Genomic DNA, 18,965 nt, shown 5'->3' on the forward strand with positions numbered 1-18,965 from the left:
TTTGAAAATAATACATCGTTTGAGTTGAATTAAAGGAGAATGCAGAGTTTGTATTATTTTTCAATGAGTTTAACTGTTTTTAGCTTTCAAATTGGGGTTGTTTTTAACATTGTTTTTCTATTTAAGGAAGTTTTTTTTTACGCTAAAAATTACTTTATAAAATGACGCTTTTAGATGCTAAATAGTTTAAAAAATGACTAACACCTTTTACAAATTGTTATTGGTCGAAATAATATGCAAATAAGGAATTATAAATTTAGTTTTAACAAACTATTAACCTTAAGTTAAAGGTTGAAATATTAATCTAAAAACTAAACTATGATTAAAAAAGTATTAAGACTACTGCTTATTTTTTGCATTTTCGGTTTCCAGTATGCCAATGCACAAACAACAGTGTCAGGGACAATTAAGGATGGGGGTAGTGGTATGACATTACCGGGAGCAACCATTCTTGTGAAGGGAACGACAAATGCGGCTTCATCTGATTTGGATGGAAAGTATAGTATTGAACTAAAAAATGAGAATGCAATTTTGCAATTTTCATTTATGGGTTATGTCACCAGTGAAGTTTCAGTTAAGGATAAAACTGTAATTAACGTTTCATTAGTTCAAAGTGCAGAATCTTTAAGCGAGGTAGTTGTTACCGCTTTAGGGATTAAAAGAGAAACTAAGTCATTAGGTTATTCTATAACTGAAGTCAAAGGGGATGCAATTTCTTTATTAAAAGAAACAAATGCTATTAATGGTCTACAGGGAAAAATTGCAGGTGTAAATATCACAGGAAACGCAACAGGAGCTGCGGGTTCAAGTCGAGTTATTATTCGTGGTAATACTTCTTTAACAGGAGATAACCAACCACTTTATATCATTGATGGTATGCCAATGGGGAACGACACTAATGGTTCTGCAGGAACCTATGGTGGTAGTGATGGTGGAGACGGAATTTCCAGTATAAATCCGGATGAAGTTGCTTCTATTAGTGTTTTAAAAGGTGGTGCTGCAGCTGCACTTTATGGATCTAGAGCTGCTAATGGTGTAATTATGATCACTACTAAATCAGGAAAAAATCAAAAAGGATTAGGTGTCGAGTATAGTTCTTCACTGATATTTGATGAGGTTAATTCATCACTTCAAGATTTTCAAAAAGAATACGGGCAAGGAACTTTAGGAGTAGCACCAGCAACAGAAGCGATGGCTTTTGATAATCCAAATTCTTCATGGGGAGCTAAGTTAGATGGTTCTAATGTTGTAAATTGGGATGGTGTGTCAAGACCTTATTCTTATGCAGGAAACAATGTAGATAAATTCTATAGAACAGGAGCAACTTATATCAATACTGTTGCAATTTCTAACTCTAATGAAAAATCTAATTATAGATTCTCTTTATCTGATTTGTCAAATGATGATATTGTACCAAATTCAGGTCTTAACAGAAAAACGTTCTCTTTAAATTTAGGATCTGTTTTGGCAGATAAATTAACGTTAGGTACAAATATTAAGTATATTAGAGAAAGTACTAATAACAGACCAAGGTTATCAGATTCGCCAGGGAATGCAAACTATTCTGTTGCAGTTTTACCGGCAAACGTTGATATAACAACAATGAATCCTGGAACAAATGCAGATGGTTCTGAGAGAGCGACATCAACTAATATTTATTCTACTAATCCGTACTTCGCAGCTTATAATTTCAGAAATGAAGATCAGAAAAATAGAATTATTGCTTCTGCATCTTTAAAATATGATATTCTAGATTGGTTATATCTTTCGGGTAGAACAGGTATAGATGAATATACTAGAAAAGCAACTTCTGTAGAGCCTTGGGGGACTGCTTATAAAACAGAAGGAGGGATGAATGAAGAAGAAAGAAGATATACTCAAACCGATTCAGATCTTATGTTGGGTGTCAATAAAAACATTACTAAAAATTTCTCTACGAATTCAATTATTGGAGTTTCTAGTAATACTCAAGAGAGAGAGCAGTTAAAACTGAACGGAGATCGATTTATTGTGGCAAATTTAGAGACTGTCAAAAACACAAAAGATCAAAGTACAGAATATGCTTATAGTAAACAAAAAATGAGTTCTATTTATGGTTCTTTTGGATTTGACTATAAACAATTGGTTTATTTAAATTTTACGGCAAGGAATGACTGGTTTTCAACATTGTCAGCTCCGGGAAAAACTAGCCCTAATAATGATTTATATACATCTGTTAACTCAAGTGTAATACTTAGTGATGCTTTTGAATTACCAAAGTGGATAAGTTTTGCAAAATTAAGAGCTGGTTATTCTGAATTAGCCGGGGGAGCACCAAATCCTTATTCATTAGGTTTAACTTACGGGATTTTTGGACAAGGACATTTAGGTCAATCTTTAGGAGGTATTTCTAATAGTAGTATTCCTAATGGAAACTTAGTTCCTTATAATGTAAATGAAATTGAATTTGGTTTAGATACTAGATTATTTGATGGTAAATTATCAATTGATTTAGCTTATTATGACAAAACTACTACCAAAGATATTGTAGAAGTAAGTGCTTCAGAAACTTCAGGATATGGAAGTTCAATAGCTAACTTAGGTGAAATTACCAATAGTGGATTTGAAATGCTTATTTCAGGGGATTTAATTAAAACGCAAAAATTCAAATGGACTTCTAGCTTTAATTTTGCTTATAATAATGGAAAGGTAGTGGCAACAAATGCAACAAATTCTGATATTAATTTAGGTCAGGCTCGTAGTCAAAATGTACAAATTAGTCATATTGTAGGTCAACCTTATGGTGTGATTTATGGAACGTCATACGCTCGAAATGATGATGGAATGATTATTTATGAGATTGATTCTGATGGTGTTCCAAGAGCAAAAGATGGTGGAAATAAACAATTAGGGCAAGGAGTTCCTCCTTACTCAATGGGTTTAAACAATTCCTTTACTTATAAAAATTTTAATGCATCATTTCTAATTGATGCTAAATTTGGAGGCCAAATATTTTCAGGAACAAATGCTGGAGCAGTGGGAAGAGGTCAACATAAAATGACATTAGAAGGTCGTGAAGACGGATTAACTGTTAATGGTATTGATGATGCGACAGGTTTACCTTTCACAACAACTGTTGCTCCTAAAAATTTAGCTACTTACTGGGGGAGAATTTCAGGTATCGCTGAGGAGTTTGTTGAGGATGCTGATTATATTAAATTCAGACAAGTAAGTATTGGGTATAATATTCCTCAACAGTTTTTAAAGAAAACATTTTTAACTAGCGCTAATATTTCAGTAATAGGAAAGAATTTGTTTTATATCCAGAGAAGTATTGATAATATTGACCCAGAAGCAGCTTACAGTAATGGTAACGCTCAAGGTCTTGAATATTATGGATTACCTTCTACAAGAAGTTACGGAGTTAGTTTAAATGTCAAATTTTAGAAGATATAATTATGAAAAAAGTAATTTTTAAATTATTACTATTATTACTAGTATTTACATCGTGTGATAATGGTTATGAAGAATTAAATGTTGATCCAACAAAATCTTCTCAAATAGATGCAGCAAGTAAATTAACAGCTACACAATTGAGAATGTCAGGGGAGCGTTACGAAGCATGGAGAGCAAACTTAATTTACCAATCGACTATGATGCAGCATATTGCAACAACGGCTAGTTATTGGTCTGGAGATAAATATTTCTGGAATAAAGGCTATGCGTCTTCATTATGGGATCGTTATTATTCAGGTCCAGTAAAGGGGATTGAGGATATTTTAGCGCAGTTAAAAAAGGAAGAGCAACCTGCTGAAATGATTGCTATTGCAAGAATTCAAAGAGTCGTGATTTACCAAAGGTTAACTGACTTGTATGGAGATATTCCTTACAGTGAAGCAGGAAAAGGATATTTAGACGGGATTTTAACGCCTAAATATGATTTGCAAAGCGATATTTATGCAGATATGTTAAAAGAACTGGAAGAATCAGCTGCTGAATTAAGTACTGGAACTTCAAAATGGGGAGCTGCTGATTTAATTTTTGACGGAGATCAAGCAAAGTGGAAAAAATACGCTAATTCAATGATGTTACGTTTAGCGCTGCGCATGATTAAAGTTGATGCTGCTGCGGCTCAAGAATGGGCTACCAAAGCTATTGCAGGAGGAGTAATGACATCAAATAGTGACATAGCTTATATTCAGCACACACCAGGTCCTGAAGGGATTAATAAAAATGGTAATGGAGAAGCTTTTTCAGCAGATAGTAATCCAAGATTAAGTAAAACTTTTGTAGATTTTCTTAATGGAGATCCTAGACTACCAATTTTAGGGGCTAGAAGAAGTGACAAAAGTACTATTGTTGCTAATTTGAAAGGTCTACCTAATGGTTTAGATTCAGACCTATTAAAGACTTTAACTGGTGAGGATGATACTAATGCATACGCAGAACCTAACAGAGCAATAATTACAGGGGAAGATGCACCAATGTTTTTCCAAACGTACGCTGAAGTTGAATTTATGTTAGCTGAATCTGCTTTCAGATGGGGATTAGCTGGTGGAAATGTAGAATCTCATTATAATGCAGGAGTTACTGCAGCAATGAAATATCTTTCGATTTATGGATCAGCGGCGACTATCTCAGATGTAAAAATCCAAGAGTATCTAACTAATAAGCCTTTTGTTGCTGCAAATGCGCTACAAATGATTGGAGATCAATACTGGGTAGCAACATTCTTAAACGAATATGAAACTTTTGCTAACTGGAGAAGAACAGGTTTTCCTAATTTAGTTCCGGTAAACTATCCTGGAAATGAAACTAATGGAACCATTCCAAGACGATTAACATATACAACTAGCGAACAAGTTGTAAATCCTACAAATTATGCTGCAGCAATTGCAGCTCAAGGACCAGATGTACTTACTACAAGAGTATGGTGGGACAAATAATAAAAATATTTTCAGTTTAGTTATTAAAAAGGGAGCAGTTTTACCCTCCCTTTTTTTTATTATAAACAAATATGATCAACAAAATAAAACATTTTTTTTGCATAGCCCCTTAATAAGGGTTTGCCAGTAAATAAATTGCAAGCAAAATAATTTAGGAAACTAATCTGTTTTCGAAGTAAATACCTATAAATTAATCTAATTGTATTCATTTATAAATTATTAGGAGATCTCTAATTTATTCTATCGAATAAGTTAGTAATTGTGGGTATTGAGCTCAATCATAATAATAAATAATTAAATAAATTTTTAATAAAGAATAATGAAAAATATTTGTAAGTTTTATTTTCTCCTTTTACTAGTATTTCTTACCAGTTTTGCTAAGAAAAATGTTTTAACAGTACGATCTCCAAACAAACAAATAGAAGCAACCATAGAAGTTTTTAATGATGCTGTTCACTATTCTATTAAATATAAGAATACTCCATTTATCAAATCTTCAAATCTAGGATTTGAGTTCACAGGAGCAAAAGCTTTGAGTCAAAATTTAGAAGTGATAAGATTTAAAAATAGTCATTCAAATACAACATGGTCTCAAGTATGGGGCGAAAACAAAGAAATAGTTGATAATTACAATCAATTAAAGGTTGAGTTACAAGAAAAGGAAGGGCTAAAGAGAAAAATGAATATTTTATTTAAAGTTTATGATGATGGTATAGGGTTTAGATATGAAATTCCTAAGCAAAAAAATATTGATAGTATTAGTATAACTAAAGAGTTAACAGAATTTAATTTTATAAACAATCATACTGCTTGGTATATACCAGCAAATTTTGATTCCTATGAAATGTTATACAAAAAAGCATTAATCTCTGATGTTACTAGCGCTAATACACCAATAACATTTGAAACTACCGATGGGTTTTTTGCAAGTATTCATGAGGCTAATTTGACTAATTATGCAGACATGACTTTATTGAAATCTGAAAACAATTCATTTTCCTTTCAATGTAATTTAGTTCCGTGGCCAGATGGAGTAAAGGTAAAAACTAAAGCTCCTATGGAAACCCCATGGAGAACAATTCAAATAGCTGATAAAGCTTCGGAATTAGTAGAATCTAATTTAATTTTGAATTTAAATGAGCCTAATAAGTTGGAGGATACTTCGTGGATTGAACCTATGAAATATATTGGTATATGGTGGGGAATGCATATTGGGACACAAACGTGGACTTTGGGCGATCGACACGGTGCAAATACTATTGATACTAAAAGATATATTGATTTTGCGAGTAAGCATAAGGTTCAAGGTGTTTTGACAGAAGGTTGGAATACAGGTTGGGAAAATTGGGGTAAAAAAGATGCTTTTGATTTCGTAACTCCTTATAAAGATTTTAATTTGAAAGAAATTGCGCAGTACGCAAAATCAAAAAATATAAGTTATATAGGTCATGTAGAAACAGGAGGTGCAGCAGAATCCTTTCAAGAAAATTTTGATAAAATATTTTCAATGTACCACGATTTAGGGGTTAAAACGGTAAAAACAGGATATGCGGGTGGTATACAAACAAAAGGACAGTTTCACCATGGTCAATTTATGGTGAATCATTATGATGCCGTGGTAAAATCAGCTGCAAAATACCATATCATGATTGATGCTCATGAGCCAATTAAAGCAACTGGTATTAGAAGAACGTACCCAAATATGATGACAAGAGAAGGTGCAAGAGGTATGGAGTGGAATGGATGGAGTTCTGGGAATCCACCTGAGCACCAAACAATTTTACCTTTTACAAGAGGTTTAGGCGGCCCACTTGATTATACGCCTGGAACATTTGATGTTTTATATAAAAACGCGAAAAACAGAGTAAAATGGAATGACTTAGACGATGGAACTTCTAGGGTAAATACTACTATTGCTAAACAGTTGGCATTATTTGTCGTTTTGTACAGTCCATTACAAATGGCATCTGATCTTATTGAAAACTATGAAAATCAGCCAGCTTTTAAATTTATTGAAGATCTAGGAGTGGACTGGGAAAAATCAAAAGTAGTTAATGGTAAAATAGGAGATTATATTACTGTTGTTAGAAAGGATAAATTTAGTGATAATTGGTTTTTAGGTAGTATAACTGATGAAGATGAGCGAGATCTAAAAATAGCGTTAACATTTTTAGATAAAGGTATAAAGTATCGTGCTGAAATATATGCTGATGGAGTAAACGCTGATTGGAAGACAAACCCACAGGATATAGCGGTTTATCAAGAAGAAGTTAATTCAGAGAGTGTTCTCGATATTAAATTAGCCGCTGGTGGTGGACAAGCAATTAGGTTTGTACCTATTAAATAATAATAGAAAAACAGATTTAAAAAAAAATGACTTAAGTTTAGCCAAATTTATAAAATATTAATTTAGCTATTTCAAGAATAACTTGGCAAAAGTTTAGTAAACATGTTTTAAAGTAAATCTGTGAAATTTTTCGTTACTTATAAAATTATAATAGGTATTAATTAACTAAAAAGTATAATGTTTACAAAATATAATAAAATAGCTTTCTCCTCTATTATTGCACTCAGTATATGGTTTGTACAACCAAGTTCCGCGCAAGACATAACCCATAAGCAATCTAGTTTAGATTATAGTCAATATGTAAATCCCTTTATAGGGTCAGCTGGACACGGTCATGTTTTTGTAGGAGCAAATGTACCTTTTGGAGCAGTTCAACTAGGACCAGTTAATGTCTTTGAAGGTTGGGACTGGTGCAGTGGCTACAATTATGCAAGTAATACTATTTTGGGTTTTACCCATACCCATTTGAGTGGCACAGGAATTGGGGATTTGAATGATATTCTACTATTGCCTGTAACTGGAAAAGTACCACTTACAAAAGGAACAAAGGAAGATATGGAGCATGGTTATGGATCTTATTTTTCGCATGAAAATGAAATCAGTAAACCTGGATATTATAGTGTTTTATTGGATAAATATAATATTAAAGCAGAATTAACAGCATCTGAAAGAGTAGGCTTCCATAAATATACTTTCAACTCAAAAGAGGAATCTCATGTTTTACTTAATTTGGCTGATGGTGTGGGTTGGGATAAACCAATGAAGACATTTATCAAGAAAACGGGGAAAAATAGTATTGAAGGTTACCGCCTTTCAAAAGGATGGGCTGAAGATCAAAGAGTGTATTTTGCGATGGAATTCTCGGAGCCTATTGCAAATATTACGCTGTATGATAGTATATCCACTGTAAAAGGAAGTGAAGCGGAAGGTATTCGAATGAAGGCTGTACTTGATTTTAATTTGAATAAAGAAAAAATAATATTAGTTAAAGTAGGGATTTCTCCGGTAAGTTCTGAAAATGCTTCGGCAAACATAAAAGCGGAAATTCCAGATTGGGATTTTGCAAAAACAACGCAGAAAGCCAAAACAAAATGGAATACCGAATTAAACAAAATTCAGATTACGGCAGATCAAAACACCAAGAAGATTTTTTACACGGCCTTATATCATACTATGTTTGCGCCTTCTATTTTTAACGATATAAATGGCGATTATAGAGGAACGGATAAAAAAGTTTATAAAAAAGCCGGTTTTACAAATTATACTACTTTTTCACTTTGGGATACGTATCGTGCTTTACATCCTTTATTTACGATTACGCAGCCTGATAAAATAAATGATATTGTAAAATCTTTTCTGGCCATATACCAGCAACAAGGAAGACTACCGGTTTGGCACTTGATGGGAAATGAAACAAATACTATGAACGGGAACCATTCGATAGCTGTTATTGTAGATGCTTATCTTAAAGGTTTTAGAGACTATGATGTGGATTTAGCTTATGAAGCGATAAAAAAAACATCAATGCAAAGCCGTGCTGGTATGGACTATGTTCAAAAATTAGAATACATTCCTGCAGATTCTCAGGTGGAAAGTGTAGGAAACGCATTGGAATATGCTATTGATGACTGGTGTGTTGCACAAATGGCAAAGGAAATGAACAAGCAAGATGATTATGAATATTTTTCGAAAAGAGCCAAATTATATGAGCAGTATTTTGATTCTAGAACTGGGTTCATGAGAGGGAAATTAAAAAATGGTCAGTGGCGAGAACCTTTTGACCCACTTTCTTCATCACATAGGGAAGATGATTATGTTGAAGGTAATGCGTGGCAATATACTTGGCTAGTACCGCAAGACCCATACGGCTTAATAAAATTATTTGGTGGTGATGAAAAATTCACTCAGAAACTAGATACTTTATTTACGTTAAAAGAAGGTGTTGTAGGTGATAATGCTTCACCGGATATTAGTGGTTTTATTGGGCAGTATGCACAAGGAAATGAACCAAATCACCACATTCCATATTTATATGTTTACGCAGGTCAGCCTTGGAAAACAGCAAAATTAATTCGAGAAATAGCAGATACTTTTTATACTTCAAAAGCCGATGGTCTTTGCGGAAATGAAGATTTGGGTCAAATGTCTGCCTGGTATGTACTTTCATCTATGGGATTCTACTCTGTTAATCCAGCCAATTGGATTTATGTTTTAGGAAGTCCTTTGATGAGTAGCGCTACGATAAATCATAAAAACGGAATTTCTTTTAAGATGACGGCAGTAGATTACAGTAAAGAAAATAAATACATTCAAAAAGCGGAATACAAAGGACATGCATATACTAAGTCTTACATCACACACGAAATGATAGTAAAAGGAGGAGAATTGAAATTATATATGGGAAGTGTCCCTTCGCCATCGTGGGGTGTAAAAAAAGAAGATAGACCTATGTAGATTTATAAGAGTAGTGGGTCAAAATGGAGTACAGTATCAACTATAGTCCAATTAGTAAAATATGAAACCAAAGGCATGAAATTTTTTAAAATTGAATCTTATATGAAAAATATATTTTATTTAGTACTGTTCTTTTCTCTTTCGTCCAGTACAATGGACAAATCTAGACTTGTTTTAAATGTTATGACTTTTAACATTCGATACGACAATCCAGATGATAATTTGAATAACTGGAAATATAGAAAAGAAGAAGCTGTAAAATTGATTCTTTCCGAAAAAATTGACATTCTCGGTGCGCAGGAGGTATTAGTCAACCAATTAAAGGATATATCTAAAAAACTACCAGAATATGCTGTTATTGGAGTGGGTAGAGAAGACGGAAAAGAGAAAGGCGAGTTTAGCCCTATTTTCTATAAGAAAGGCAAATTTACAGTTGTGAAATCAGGGTATTTTTGGTTGAGTAAGACACCAGAAAAACCTTCAAAAGGATGGGATGCTGTTTGTGAACGAATAGCAACATGGGCAGAATTTAAAGATAATATTACAGGAAAAAAGGTGTTTGTATTAAATACTCATTTTGATCATTTAGGTACAGTAGCCAGAAAAGAAAGTGTCGCGTTAATAAAACAAAAAGTAGCATTATTAAGGACTGGTTTACCTCAGGTTATTATGGGAGATTTTAATGCAGAACCTGAATCGTCGGTGATCAAAAAAATGCTTGTTGCTACAGACTCGATTACCCTTTTTGACTCAAAATCAGTGGCTTCAAAGGTATATGGATCAGATTGGACTTTTAATGGATTTGGAACAATTCCCATTAAAGAACGAAAGATTATTGATTATATTTTTGTGAATAAAGAGATAAGTGTTAATAAATATTATGTCTCTGCCGAGACAGTGAATGGAGTTTTTTTGTCTGATCATGCTCCGGTGTTTATCAAAGTTTCTTTATAAAGTTTTATAAGGTTTTTTGAGAATGAATTTTAAGATTATTAAAGTAAAATAATAGGTTAGCAATTTATAAATAAAGGATAATAATGATAAAAAGGAATTTAATTTTATTGGCAATGTTTTTTTTGTTTTTTCAGTCAAGTGCTCAAACGAATAGTATTGACCCAGTAGACTATGTAAACCCTTTGATGGGAACACAATCAGCACATAACCTTTCTAATGGTAATACTTACCCTGCAATTGCCAGACCTTGGGGAATGAATTTTTGGACGCCTCAAACGGGTAAAATGGGGGACGGCTGGATCTACACCTATACAGCAGAGAAAATTAGAGGTTTTAAGCAAACGCATCAGCCATCGCCATGGATGAATGATTATGGTCAATTCTCAATCATGCCTATCACTGGGAAATTAGCTTTTACAGAAGAGGAAAGAGCAAGCTGGTTTAGTCATAAATCAGAAATTGTTAAACCTTATTATTACAGTGTCTATCTTGCTGATTATGATGTGACTACTGAGGTGACTACCACAGAACGTGCCGCTCATTTTCAATTCACTTTTCCGGAGAACGAGCAGTCGTCAATAGTTATTGATGCTTTTGATAAAGGGTCGTATGTAAAAATAATTCCAGAGCAGCATAAGATTATTGGATTCACGACTCGCAATAGTGGGGGTGTACCCAGTAATTTTAAAAACTATTTTGTTATAGTATTTGATAAGCCATTTGAAACAAATTATACTTGGAGAGATTCCATTCTGGAACGCGATAAATTAGAGTTGACTGATGATCATGTAGGAGCCATAGTGAGTTTTAAAACTAAAAAAGGGGAGAAAATCAATGCGAGGATTGCATCTTCATTTATTAGTTTTGATCAAGCCGAACTGAATTTAAAGACTGAATTAGCTAATGTCCCTTTTGAGCAAACCGTTGCAGCTTCTAAAAAAGAATGGAATAACGTTCTAGGTAAAGTAGCAGTTGAGGGAGGAAGTGATGAGCAGCTCAAAACGTTTTATTCTTGTTTGTATCGCACGGTTTGTTTTCCACAAAAACAATATGAGATTGATTCTAAGGGAGAAATTGTTCATTATAGTCCTTACAATGGTAAAGTATTGCCAGGGTATATGTATGCGGGAACTGGTTTTTGGGATACATTCCGCGCCTTGTATCCTCTGTTGAATTTAGTTTATCCTTCGATAAATAAAGAGATGCAAGAAGGTTTGATTAATGATTACAAAGAAGGCGGTTTTTTACCAGAATGGTCAAGTCCGGGTTTTAGAAACGTAATGGTAGGGAATAATTCGGCGTCTGTTGTTTCAGATGCGTATATAAAAGGATTACGTGGATATGATATTAATAAATTATACGAAGCATTGTTACATGGTGCGAATAATGAAGGACCAATGGATGCAGTGGGTAGAAAAGGAGTTGAGTATTACAATACTTTAGGTTATGTTCCATACGATGTACAAATCAACGAGAACGCTGCACGAACACTGGAATATGCCTATGATGATTTTGCTATTTGGAAATTAGCTAAAAAATTAAACCGTCCTAAAAAGGAGGTAAAGCTATTTGAAAAACGAATGATGAATTATAAAAACGTTTTTAATCCCTCTTTTGGACTCATGAGCGGTAGGAATAAAGACGGTAGTTTTCCGGCCGATTTCAATCCATTTAAATGGGGTGATGCTTTTACCGAAGGAAACAGCTGGCATTATAGCTGGAGTGTTTTTCATGATATTCATGGCCTTATTGATTTAATGGGAGGGGAAAGTAAATTCACAGGTAAATTAGATTCGGTATTTAGTATGGCTCCTGTTTTTGATGAAAGTTATTACGGTTCTGTTATTCATGAAATTCGTGAAATGCAAATAATGAACATGGGGCAATACGCCCACGGAAATCAGCCTATTCAACATATGATTTATCTGTACAATTATGCAGGACAACCTTGGAAAACACAGTATTGGGCAAGAGAAGTAATGAACCGTCTGTATAAGCCAGAAGCCGATGGATATTGTGGAGATGAAGACAATGGACAAACTTCTGCTTGGTACGTTTTTTCTGCGATGGGGTTTTATCCTGTTTGTCCAGCGACGGACGAATATGTTTTAGGAGCACCATTGTTTAAGAAGGTTACTTTGAATTTAGAAAATGGTAAGCAGCTAATTATAAATGCGCCAAATAATTCTGATAAAAATAAATATGTTAAAGAGTTAAAATGGAATAATAGTACTTATAGCAAGAACTATATCAATCATTTTGATTTGCTAAAAGGAACGACATTAGATTTCGAAATGGTTGGAACTCCTGACAAAGAAAGAGGAACATCAGAAACGAGTTATCCGTATTCTTATTCCTCACAAAAAAAATAGATTGCTATGCAGTCACGTAGAAAATTTATTCAGGATAGAGGTGTTTTGTCAACATTGCAGTCCCAATTTTCGCTCTAAATCAAGTGTTATATTGTTTTAAATATATTATCAGTACGATAATTGTTTTGGTTTTAATATTGGCAAGTAGTTTTTATTCAAAACGGAGAACAGTTTTTAGAGTGTATTAAGGTTGGAAAATGAAATTATAGTCAATTAAAAATAATAAGATGAGTAATCGTAGAAATTTTATAAGAACAGCGGCAGTGGCTTCAGTAGCAGTTGCATTGAATTCTTTTGGAGTGAAACCCGAAGAGGAAAAAGCAGTATCAAAAAAGGTTAAGAAACCTATTGTGTTGTCTACTTGGAGATTTGGTATTGAGGCTAATGAGGCCGCTTGGCAAATTTTGAAAAATAAAGGACGTGCTTTAGATGCTGTTGAGGCGGGTGTAAAAGTTCCAGAAGGTGATCCGACGGAGCGAAGCGTAGGATATGGAGGACGACCGGATAGAGATGGGCGAGTAACGCTTGATTCTTGTATTATGGATGAACAAGCTAATATTGGTTCAGTTGCCTGTTTAGAATACATCAAACATCCTATTACTGTAGCTCGTGCGGTGATGGAAAAAACACCTCACGTTATGCTAGTGGGTGACGGCGCTTTACAGTTTGCATTATCTCAGGGATTTAAGAAAGAAAATTTATTGCTCGAAGAGTCTGAAAAAGAGTGGAAAGAGTGGCTTAAAACAAGTCAATATAAACCTATTGCTAATATTGAAAATCACGATACCATTGGTATGATTGCTTTGGATGCTAACGGTGATCTTTCAGGAGCCTGTACAACTAGTGGAATGGCCTACAAAATGCATGGACGTGTTGGGGATTCTCCTATTATTGGAGCTGGTTTGTATGTTGATAACGAAATTGGTGCGGCGACTGCAACGGGTCATGGTGAAGAAGTGATTCGGATTTCTGGTTGCCATTTGGTTGTCGAATTGATGCGCCAGGGAAAATCCCCGCAAAAAGCATGTGAAGAAGCTGTTGACCGAATCGTAAAATTAACAAAGAGTAGAAACAAGGAATTAAAAGATATACAAGTGGGTTTTATAGCTTTAAATAAACAGGGAGAATATGGTTCTTATTGTATTCAAGGAGGGTTTAATTATGCGGTTCATGATGACACAGGAAACCGATTAATTGATGCTAATTATTTTATGAAGTAAATATGCAATTAATTGGTAACAAATACCAAAAATGACAAGTAAATTTTATTTGATGTTTTAAAAGAATAAATAGCGGTATATGAAAAAGGATCAACTGGAAATCGCGTGTTTCAATAGGGAATCAGCACTTATTGCACAAGAAAGCGGTGCAGACAGAGTTGAATTATGTGCCAATATGAAAGAAGGAGGAACAACTCCTGATTTTAAAACTGTGGAAGCAGTAAGGAAGGAGCTGTCTATAAAATTGAATGTAATGATTCGTCCTCGTGGCGGAGATTTTGTCTATTCCTATGATGAATTAGAACAAATGAAAGCTGAAATTGTAGCATTTAAAAAATTACAAGTAGATGGTTTTGTTTTTGGAATTTTAGATAAAGATGGCAACGTAAATAAAGAACAAAATACAGCATTAGTAAAATTAGCCTATCCGTGTCCTTGTATATTTCATCGCGCTTTTGATGTAGTAAAAAATATTGATGAATCTTTAGAAACGATTATTGAATGCGGTTTTACCACTATTCTGACTTCTGGACAAGAAAAGAATGTAGTAGAAGGGATTGAAGTATTAGCTGAATTAGTTAAAAAAGCAAACAGTAGAATTGTGATTATGCCTGGAGGCGGATTGCGTTCGTCAAATATTGGTTTAGTAAAGAAAAATACAAATGCCTTATTTTATCATTCTTCTGCTATTGTCGACTTAACCGAAACAGCAAATGGAAATGAGATTAAGGCAATACAAAATAATTTGGAATTATAGTTCTGCATCTTTTAACTAATAAGTTAAGTGTGAAAATAAGCAGAACCTAAAATACTTTAGAATTTATACAGAATATTAGCTATAAAGATGTTATTGATTAAGGATTCATATTAAGGTCCGAGTAATACTTAAAATTTACGGCTAAATAGTGTGTTGATTTTGAAATGAATACATATAAAACATAGAAGCTTTTTAAACGATTTAAGAATTAATTACAGCTTAAAAAATAGGATAGTAAATTATGAAGAATATTTTAATGTTATTGCTTGTTGCTTTTGTATCAAATGCTCAAATTAAAAAAGAACAACTGGATTTGATGCCATGGCCTCAAAATATAAATCTAAATAAAGGTGTTTTTACCCTAACAAAAAACTTTAAAGTTAATATTACCGGGGATCCCAACTCAAGGATTTTTGTGGGCGCAACGCATTTTTTAAGAAGGCTAGATGGCAGGACTGGATTGTTTCTGGAGCAGGGATTCATTACAAAGATCAATGAGTTTCCATCTGCTGAATTACAAATAAACTGTCAGAGTAGTGGTGTCTTAGGATTAAATGAAGACGAAAATTATGTTTTGGAGGTAGAACCAAATCTAATACGAATTAATGCTGCTAATGACCTTGGCGCCCTTCATGCTTTAGAAACCTTACTACAGCTATTGCAAAACAACAGTACGGATTTCTATTTTCCAACAGCTGTTATTTCAGATAATCCAAGATTTACTTGGAGGGGATTGATGATTGATGCGGCCAGACACTTTCAGCCAGTGGATGTCATCAAAAGAAATCTTGATGCGATGGCTTCGGTTAAAATGAATGTGTTTCATTGGCATTTGGTCGATGATCAGGGTTGGAGAATTGAAGTTAAAAACCATCCAAAACTTACAGAACTAGCTTCAGATGGAGATTATTATACTCAAGAAGAAATTAGAAGCATCGTAAAATATGCCGATGAAAGAGGTATTATGGTTGTTCCAGAGATTGATGTTCCTGGACACGCATCTGCCTTGCTAACTGCGTATCCTGAATTAGGTAGTAAAAAAAATAATTTAGACAAAGGGATTTTAAAAACAAACGAGCAAACTTTAGTGAACTATTCGATTGAAAGAAATGCAGGGATTTTTACGCCTACATTAGATCCTTCAAATCCCAAAACATATCAATTGTTGAGTGAAATTTTTGATGAAGTTTGTCCTTTATTCTCCGGTGACTATTTCCATATTGGAGGCGATGAGAACGAAGGAAAAGATTGGGATACTAATCCTAAAATACAAGAGTTTAAGAGAGAAAAGAAGTTAGCAAATAACCACGAATTACAAACCTATTTTACGATGCAATTGGTCCCAATGCTAAGAAAGCATAACAAACAATTAATGGGGTGGGAGGAAATAATGACAAAGAACATGTCTAAAAGCGCTATTATTCATTCATGGAAAGGACTAAACGAAGGTCTGTCAAAAGGTAGTTCTATTGCAGCAGCTGCAAAAAATGGTTATAAAACAGTTTTGTCAAACGGATATTATCTTGATTTGATGCAAAATATGGAAGACCATTATTTGAATGATCCAATACCTAAAAATACAGTTCTAAGCTTAGAAGAAAAAGAACGAATATTAGGTGGAGAGGCAACTATGTGGAGCGAGTTAGTAACTCCTTTGACTATAGATTCTAGAATTTGGCCTAGAACAGCCGCGATAGCTGAACGACTCTGGTCGAGTCGTGATATTACTGACTTGAATAGTTTGCACAAAAGAATAAAAGGAGTTTCCTTCCATTTGGAAGAACTTGGAATAACACATTTAAAAAACAAAGGAGTACTCTTGAGAAATATTAGTAATAATCAGGAAACTACCGCTCTCAAAGACTTTTCTAATGTTTGCGAACCATTAAAAATTTATACACGAAATAGTGGTGGAACCGAATATCAAACGTATTCACCATTTACTTTATTTGCAGACGCTTGTACTTCTGACGCTTCTGACGCCTATGATTTTAATGTAATTGTAGATAATTATTTGGTAGATAAAAGTGGTGAAAATCAAGTTGCACTTACTAATTATTTCAGCAAGTGGATCAATATGAATTCAGATTTAGTGGAGATGAGTGCCAATGCACCTTTGGTTCAACCACTTTTACCTTTGTCAAAAAGTCTAAGTGATATTTCAGTGCAAATTTTATTGGCCCTGGAGAAAAAGAAAACGGACTCTTCTCTTCTGAGTAATTTATTAGAGGAATGCAATGCTAAAAACCATGCGGATGTTGAACTAGCAGTATATGCCAGTTTAAAAAAGATGGTAACATATATAGATTTAAAGGACTGAAAAATAGACACTGTGCTGATTGATGTATAATAGAATTCAGTATTAGATCTATTTAAGGAACTTTTAGGCTAAAAATATTTAACTACTAACTAATTTTTAATTAATCAATTATTTTACCATGAATACAGAAAATTCAGAAACGAAATGGGGACAATTTATCCCTTTAGCTATTGTATTCTTCTTTTGGGGATTTGTAGCTGCCAGTAATGACATATTAATACCAGTATTTAAAAAAGCGTTTGATTTGTCGCAAGGGGAGAGTCAGTTAGTCTCTTTGGCCTTTTACATTGCTTATACAGTAGGTTCTTTGATATATATGGGGATTTCTCTTTTAATAAAACAAGATATTGTCAATAAGATTGGGTATAAAAATGGATTAGCTTTAGGGTTGGCTATTTCTGCAATGGGAACATTGCTCTTTTACCCTGCGGCAAATATGAGTTCTTTTCCCTTAATGTTATCCGGCTTATTCATTGTAGCCTTGGGTTTCTCTTTACAACAAACTGTTGCAAATCCACTGGCTATTGCTTTAGGCCCATTGACCACGGGATCACAACGTTTAACAATGGCAGGAGGAATCAATAATCTTGGAACTACCATTGGTCCTCTAATTGTGAGTTTTGCTATTTTTGGTACAAATGTAGCAGGTAGCACTGAGATGAGTATTGAAAGTGTGAAAATCCCTTATTTAGTATTGGGACTGGCTTTTTTAATTGTAGCGATCTTATTAAAATTCTCGTCACTTCCAGAAAAACCCAAAACAATCTTAGAAGTGATAGACGAAGCGGCTGTTTCAAAAAGATCAGCCTTACAGTACCCTCAATTGGTTTTAGGGATGGTTGCCATTTTTGTATATGTTGGTGTTGAGGTTTCTACTGCCAGTAATTTACCAGCTTATATGGAAAAGCATTTAGGGTTTTTAACACAAGATGTCGCTCCCTACATTTCCTTATATTGGGCGAGTTTAATGATTGGTCGTTGGACCGGAGCTGTTGAAGCATTTACGAATGATATGAACTTGCGAAGAGTACTGCGTTTCTTGGCTCCTTATTTGGCTTTTGGCGTGTTCTTAGCTGTAAATGCTATTGCTAAACATGATTTGACTCCATTCTATATTTATGGTTTAGTTATTTTAGTATTGATTGCCGCAGACATTGCTAGTAAAGGAAATCCTGCGAGAATGCTACTCATTTTTTCGTCCTTAGGAATAGTAGCGCTACTAATAGGAATGGGTACAAGTGGGATGGTTAGTGTTTATGCTATCACCAGCGTTGGTTTATTCTGTAGTACGCTGTGGCCTTGTATCTTTACTTTGGCAGTAAGCGGATTAGGAAAGCACACGAGTCAAGGGAGTAGTTTCTTAATAATGATGATTATGGGTGGTGGAATTGTGAGCTGGTTGCAAGGATCCATTTCAGAAGTTATCGGTATTCAAAATAGTTATATTGTAGGCGTTTTATGTTTTGCCTATTTGGTTTTTTATGCTTGGAGGGTCAGTGGTATTCTTAAAGCCCAAGGAATTAATTTTGATACTAAAATAGCCGGAGGGCATTAGTTTTAAGTAGAATAAAGTAATTGTATAAATAAAAATTTTCGTTCTAAAATAAAATTTCTTT

10 protein-coding genes are annotated in these 18,965 nt (G+C 34.0%); all 10 read left to right on the forward strand.

What is annotated here, in order from left to right:
• Nucleotides 1-318: 318 nt before the first annotated feature.
• The 10 genes from HNQ00_RS08965 (at nucleotide 319) to HNQ00_RS09010 (ending at nucleotide 18,904) form a co-directional block, all read left to right on the forward strand.
• Nucleotides 319-3,426, forward strand: a complete 3,108-nt coding sequence (locus HNQ00_RS08965) for a SusC/RagA family TonB-linked outer membrane protein (RefSeq protein WP_173837988.1) — start codon at nucleotides 319-321, stop codon at nucleotides 3,424-3,426.
• Between the two features lie 11 nt (nucleotides 3,427-3,437).
• On the forward strand, nucleotides 3,438-4,925 hold the full coding sequence (locus HNQ00_RS08970; RefSeq protein ID WP_173837989.1) for a SusD/RagB family nutrient-binding outer membrane lipoprotein: 1,488 nt from the start codon (nucleotides 3,438-3,440) through the stop codon (nucleotides 4,923-4,925).
• A gap of 319 nt (nucleotides 4,926-5,244) precedes the next feature.
• On the forward strand, nucleotides 5,245-7,272 hold the full coding sequence (locus HNQ00_RS08975; RefSeq protein ID WP_173837990.1) for a glycoside hydrolase family 97 protein: 2,028 nt from the start codon (nucleotides 5,245-5,247) through the stop codon (nucleotides 7,270-7,272).
• A 177-nt stretch (nucleotides 7,273-7,449) separates the two neighbouring features.
• Nucleotides 7,450-9,726 (forward strand): GH92 family glycosyl hydrolase, encoded by a 2,277-nt coding sequence (locus HNQ00_RS08980; RefSeq protein ID WP_173837991.1) that lies wholly within the window; start codon nucleotides 7,450-7,452, stop codon nucleotides 9,724-9,726.
• A 102-nt stretch (nucleotides 9,727-9,828) separates the two neighbouring features.
• On the forward strand, nucleotides 9,829-10,680 hold the full coding sequence (locus HNQ00_RS08985) for an endonuclease/exonuclease/phosphatase family protein (RefSeq protein ID WP_173837992.1): 852 nt from the start codon (nucleotides 9,829-9,831) through the stop codon (nucleotides 10,678-10,680).
• A gap of 83 nt (nucleotides 10,681-10,763) precedes the next feature.
• Nucleotides 10,764-13,052 carry a GH92 family glycosyl hydrolase gene (locus HNQ00_RS08990; protein ID WP_173837993.1) on the forward strand — a complete coding sequence of 763 codons (2,289 nt, stop codon included), beginning with the start codon at nucleotides 10,764-10,766 and terminating at the stop codon, nucleotides 13,050-13,052.
• 227 nt (nucleotides 13,053-13,279) lie between these two features.
• Nucleotides 13,280-14,272, forward strand: a complete 993-nt coding sequence (locus tag HNQ00_RS08995) for an isoaspartyl peptidase/L-asparaginase family protein (RefSeq protein ID WP_173837994.1) — start codon at nucleotides 13,280-13,282, stop codon at nucleotides 14,270-14,272.
• 79 nt (nucleotides 14,273-14,351) lie between these two features.
• Nucleotides 14,352-15,029 (forward strand): copper homeostasis protein CutC, encoded by a 678-nt coding sequence (locus HNQ00_RS09000; protein WP_173837995.1) that lies wholly within the window; start codon nucleotides 14,352-14,354, stop codon nucleotides 15,027-15,029.
• A gap of 241 nt (nucleotides 15,030-15,270) precedes the next feature.
• Nucleotides 15,271-17,349 carry a beta-N-acetylhexosaminidase gene (locus HNQ00_RS09005; protein ID WP_173837996.1) on the forward strand — a complete coding sequence of 693 codons (2,079 nt, stop codon included), beginning with the start codon at nucleotides 15,271-15,273 and terminating at the stop codon, nucleotides 17,347-17,349.
• Between the two features lie 118 nt (nucleotides 17,350-17,467).
• A complete protein-coding gene (locus HNQ00_RS09010; RefSeq protein ID WP_173837997.1) occupies nucleotides 17,468-18,904 on the forward strand; it encodes an MFS transporter in 1,437 nt (478 codons plus the stop codon).
• The last annotated feature ends 61 nt before the right edge of the window (nucleotides 18,905-18,965 follow it).

The sequence above is a fragment of the Flavobacterium aeripolare genome, from assembly GCF_013294025.1.
Classification (GTDB): Bacteria; Bacteroidota; Bacteroidia; order Flavobacteriales; family Flavobacteriaceae; genus Flavobacterium.

What these genes read in the sequence shown, in the direction of transcription:
- HNQ00_RS08965 (WP_173837988.1), top strand. Translation starts at nt 319, where the DNA reads ATGATTAAAAAAGTATTAAGACTACTGCTTATTTTTTGCATTTTCGGT.
- HNQ00_RS08970 (WP_173837989.1), top strand. Translation starts at nt 3,438, where the DNA reads ATGAAAAAAGTAATTTTTAAATTATTACTATTATTACTAGTATTTACA.
- HNQ00_RS08975 (WP_173837990.1), top strand. Translation starts at nt 5,245, where the DNA reads ATGAAAAATATTTGTAAGTTTTATTTTCTCCTTTTACTAGTATTTCTT.
- HNQ00_RS08980 (WP_173837991.1), top strand. Translation starts at nt 7,450, where the DNA reads ATGTTTACAAAATATAATAAAATAGCTTTCTCCTCTATTATTGCACTC.
- HNQ00_RS08985 (WP_173837992.1), top strand. Translation starts at nt 9,829, where the DNA reads ATGAAAAATATATTTTATTTAGTACTGTTCTTTTCTCTTTCGTCCAGT.
- HNQ00_RS08990 (WP_173837993.1), top strand. Translation starts at nt 10,764, where the DNA reads ATGATAAAAAGGAATTTAATTTTATTGGCAATGTTTTTTTTGTTTTTT.
- HNQ00_RS08995 (WP_173837994.1), top strand. Translation starts at nt 13,280, where the DNA reads ATGAGTAATCGTAGAAATTTTATAAGAACAGCGGCAGTGGCTTCAGTA.
- HNQ00_RS09000 (WP_173837995.1), top strand. Translation starts at nt 14,352, where the DNA reads ATGAAAAAGGATCAACTGGAAATCGCGTGTTTCAATAGGGAATCAGCA.
- HNQ00_RS09005 (WP_173837996.1), top strand. Translation starts at nt 15,271, where the DNA reads ATGAAGAATATTTTAATGTTATTGCTTGTTGCTTTTGTATCAAATGCT.
- HNQ00_RS09010 (WP_173837997.1), top strand. Translation starts at nt 17,468, where the DNA reads ATGAATACAGAAAATTCAGAAACGAAATGGGGACAATTTATCCCTTTA.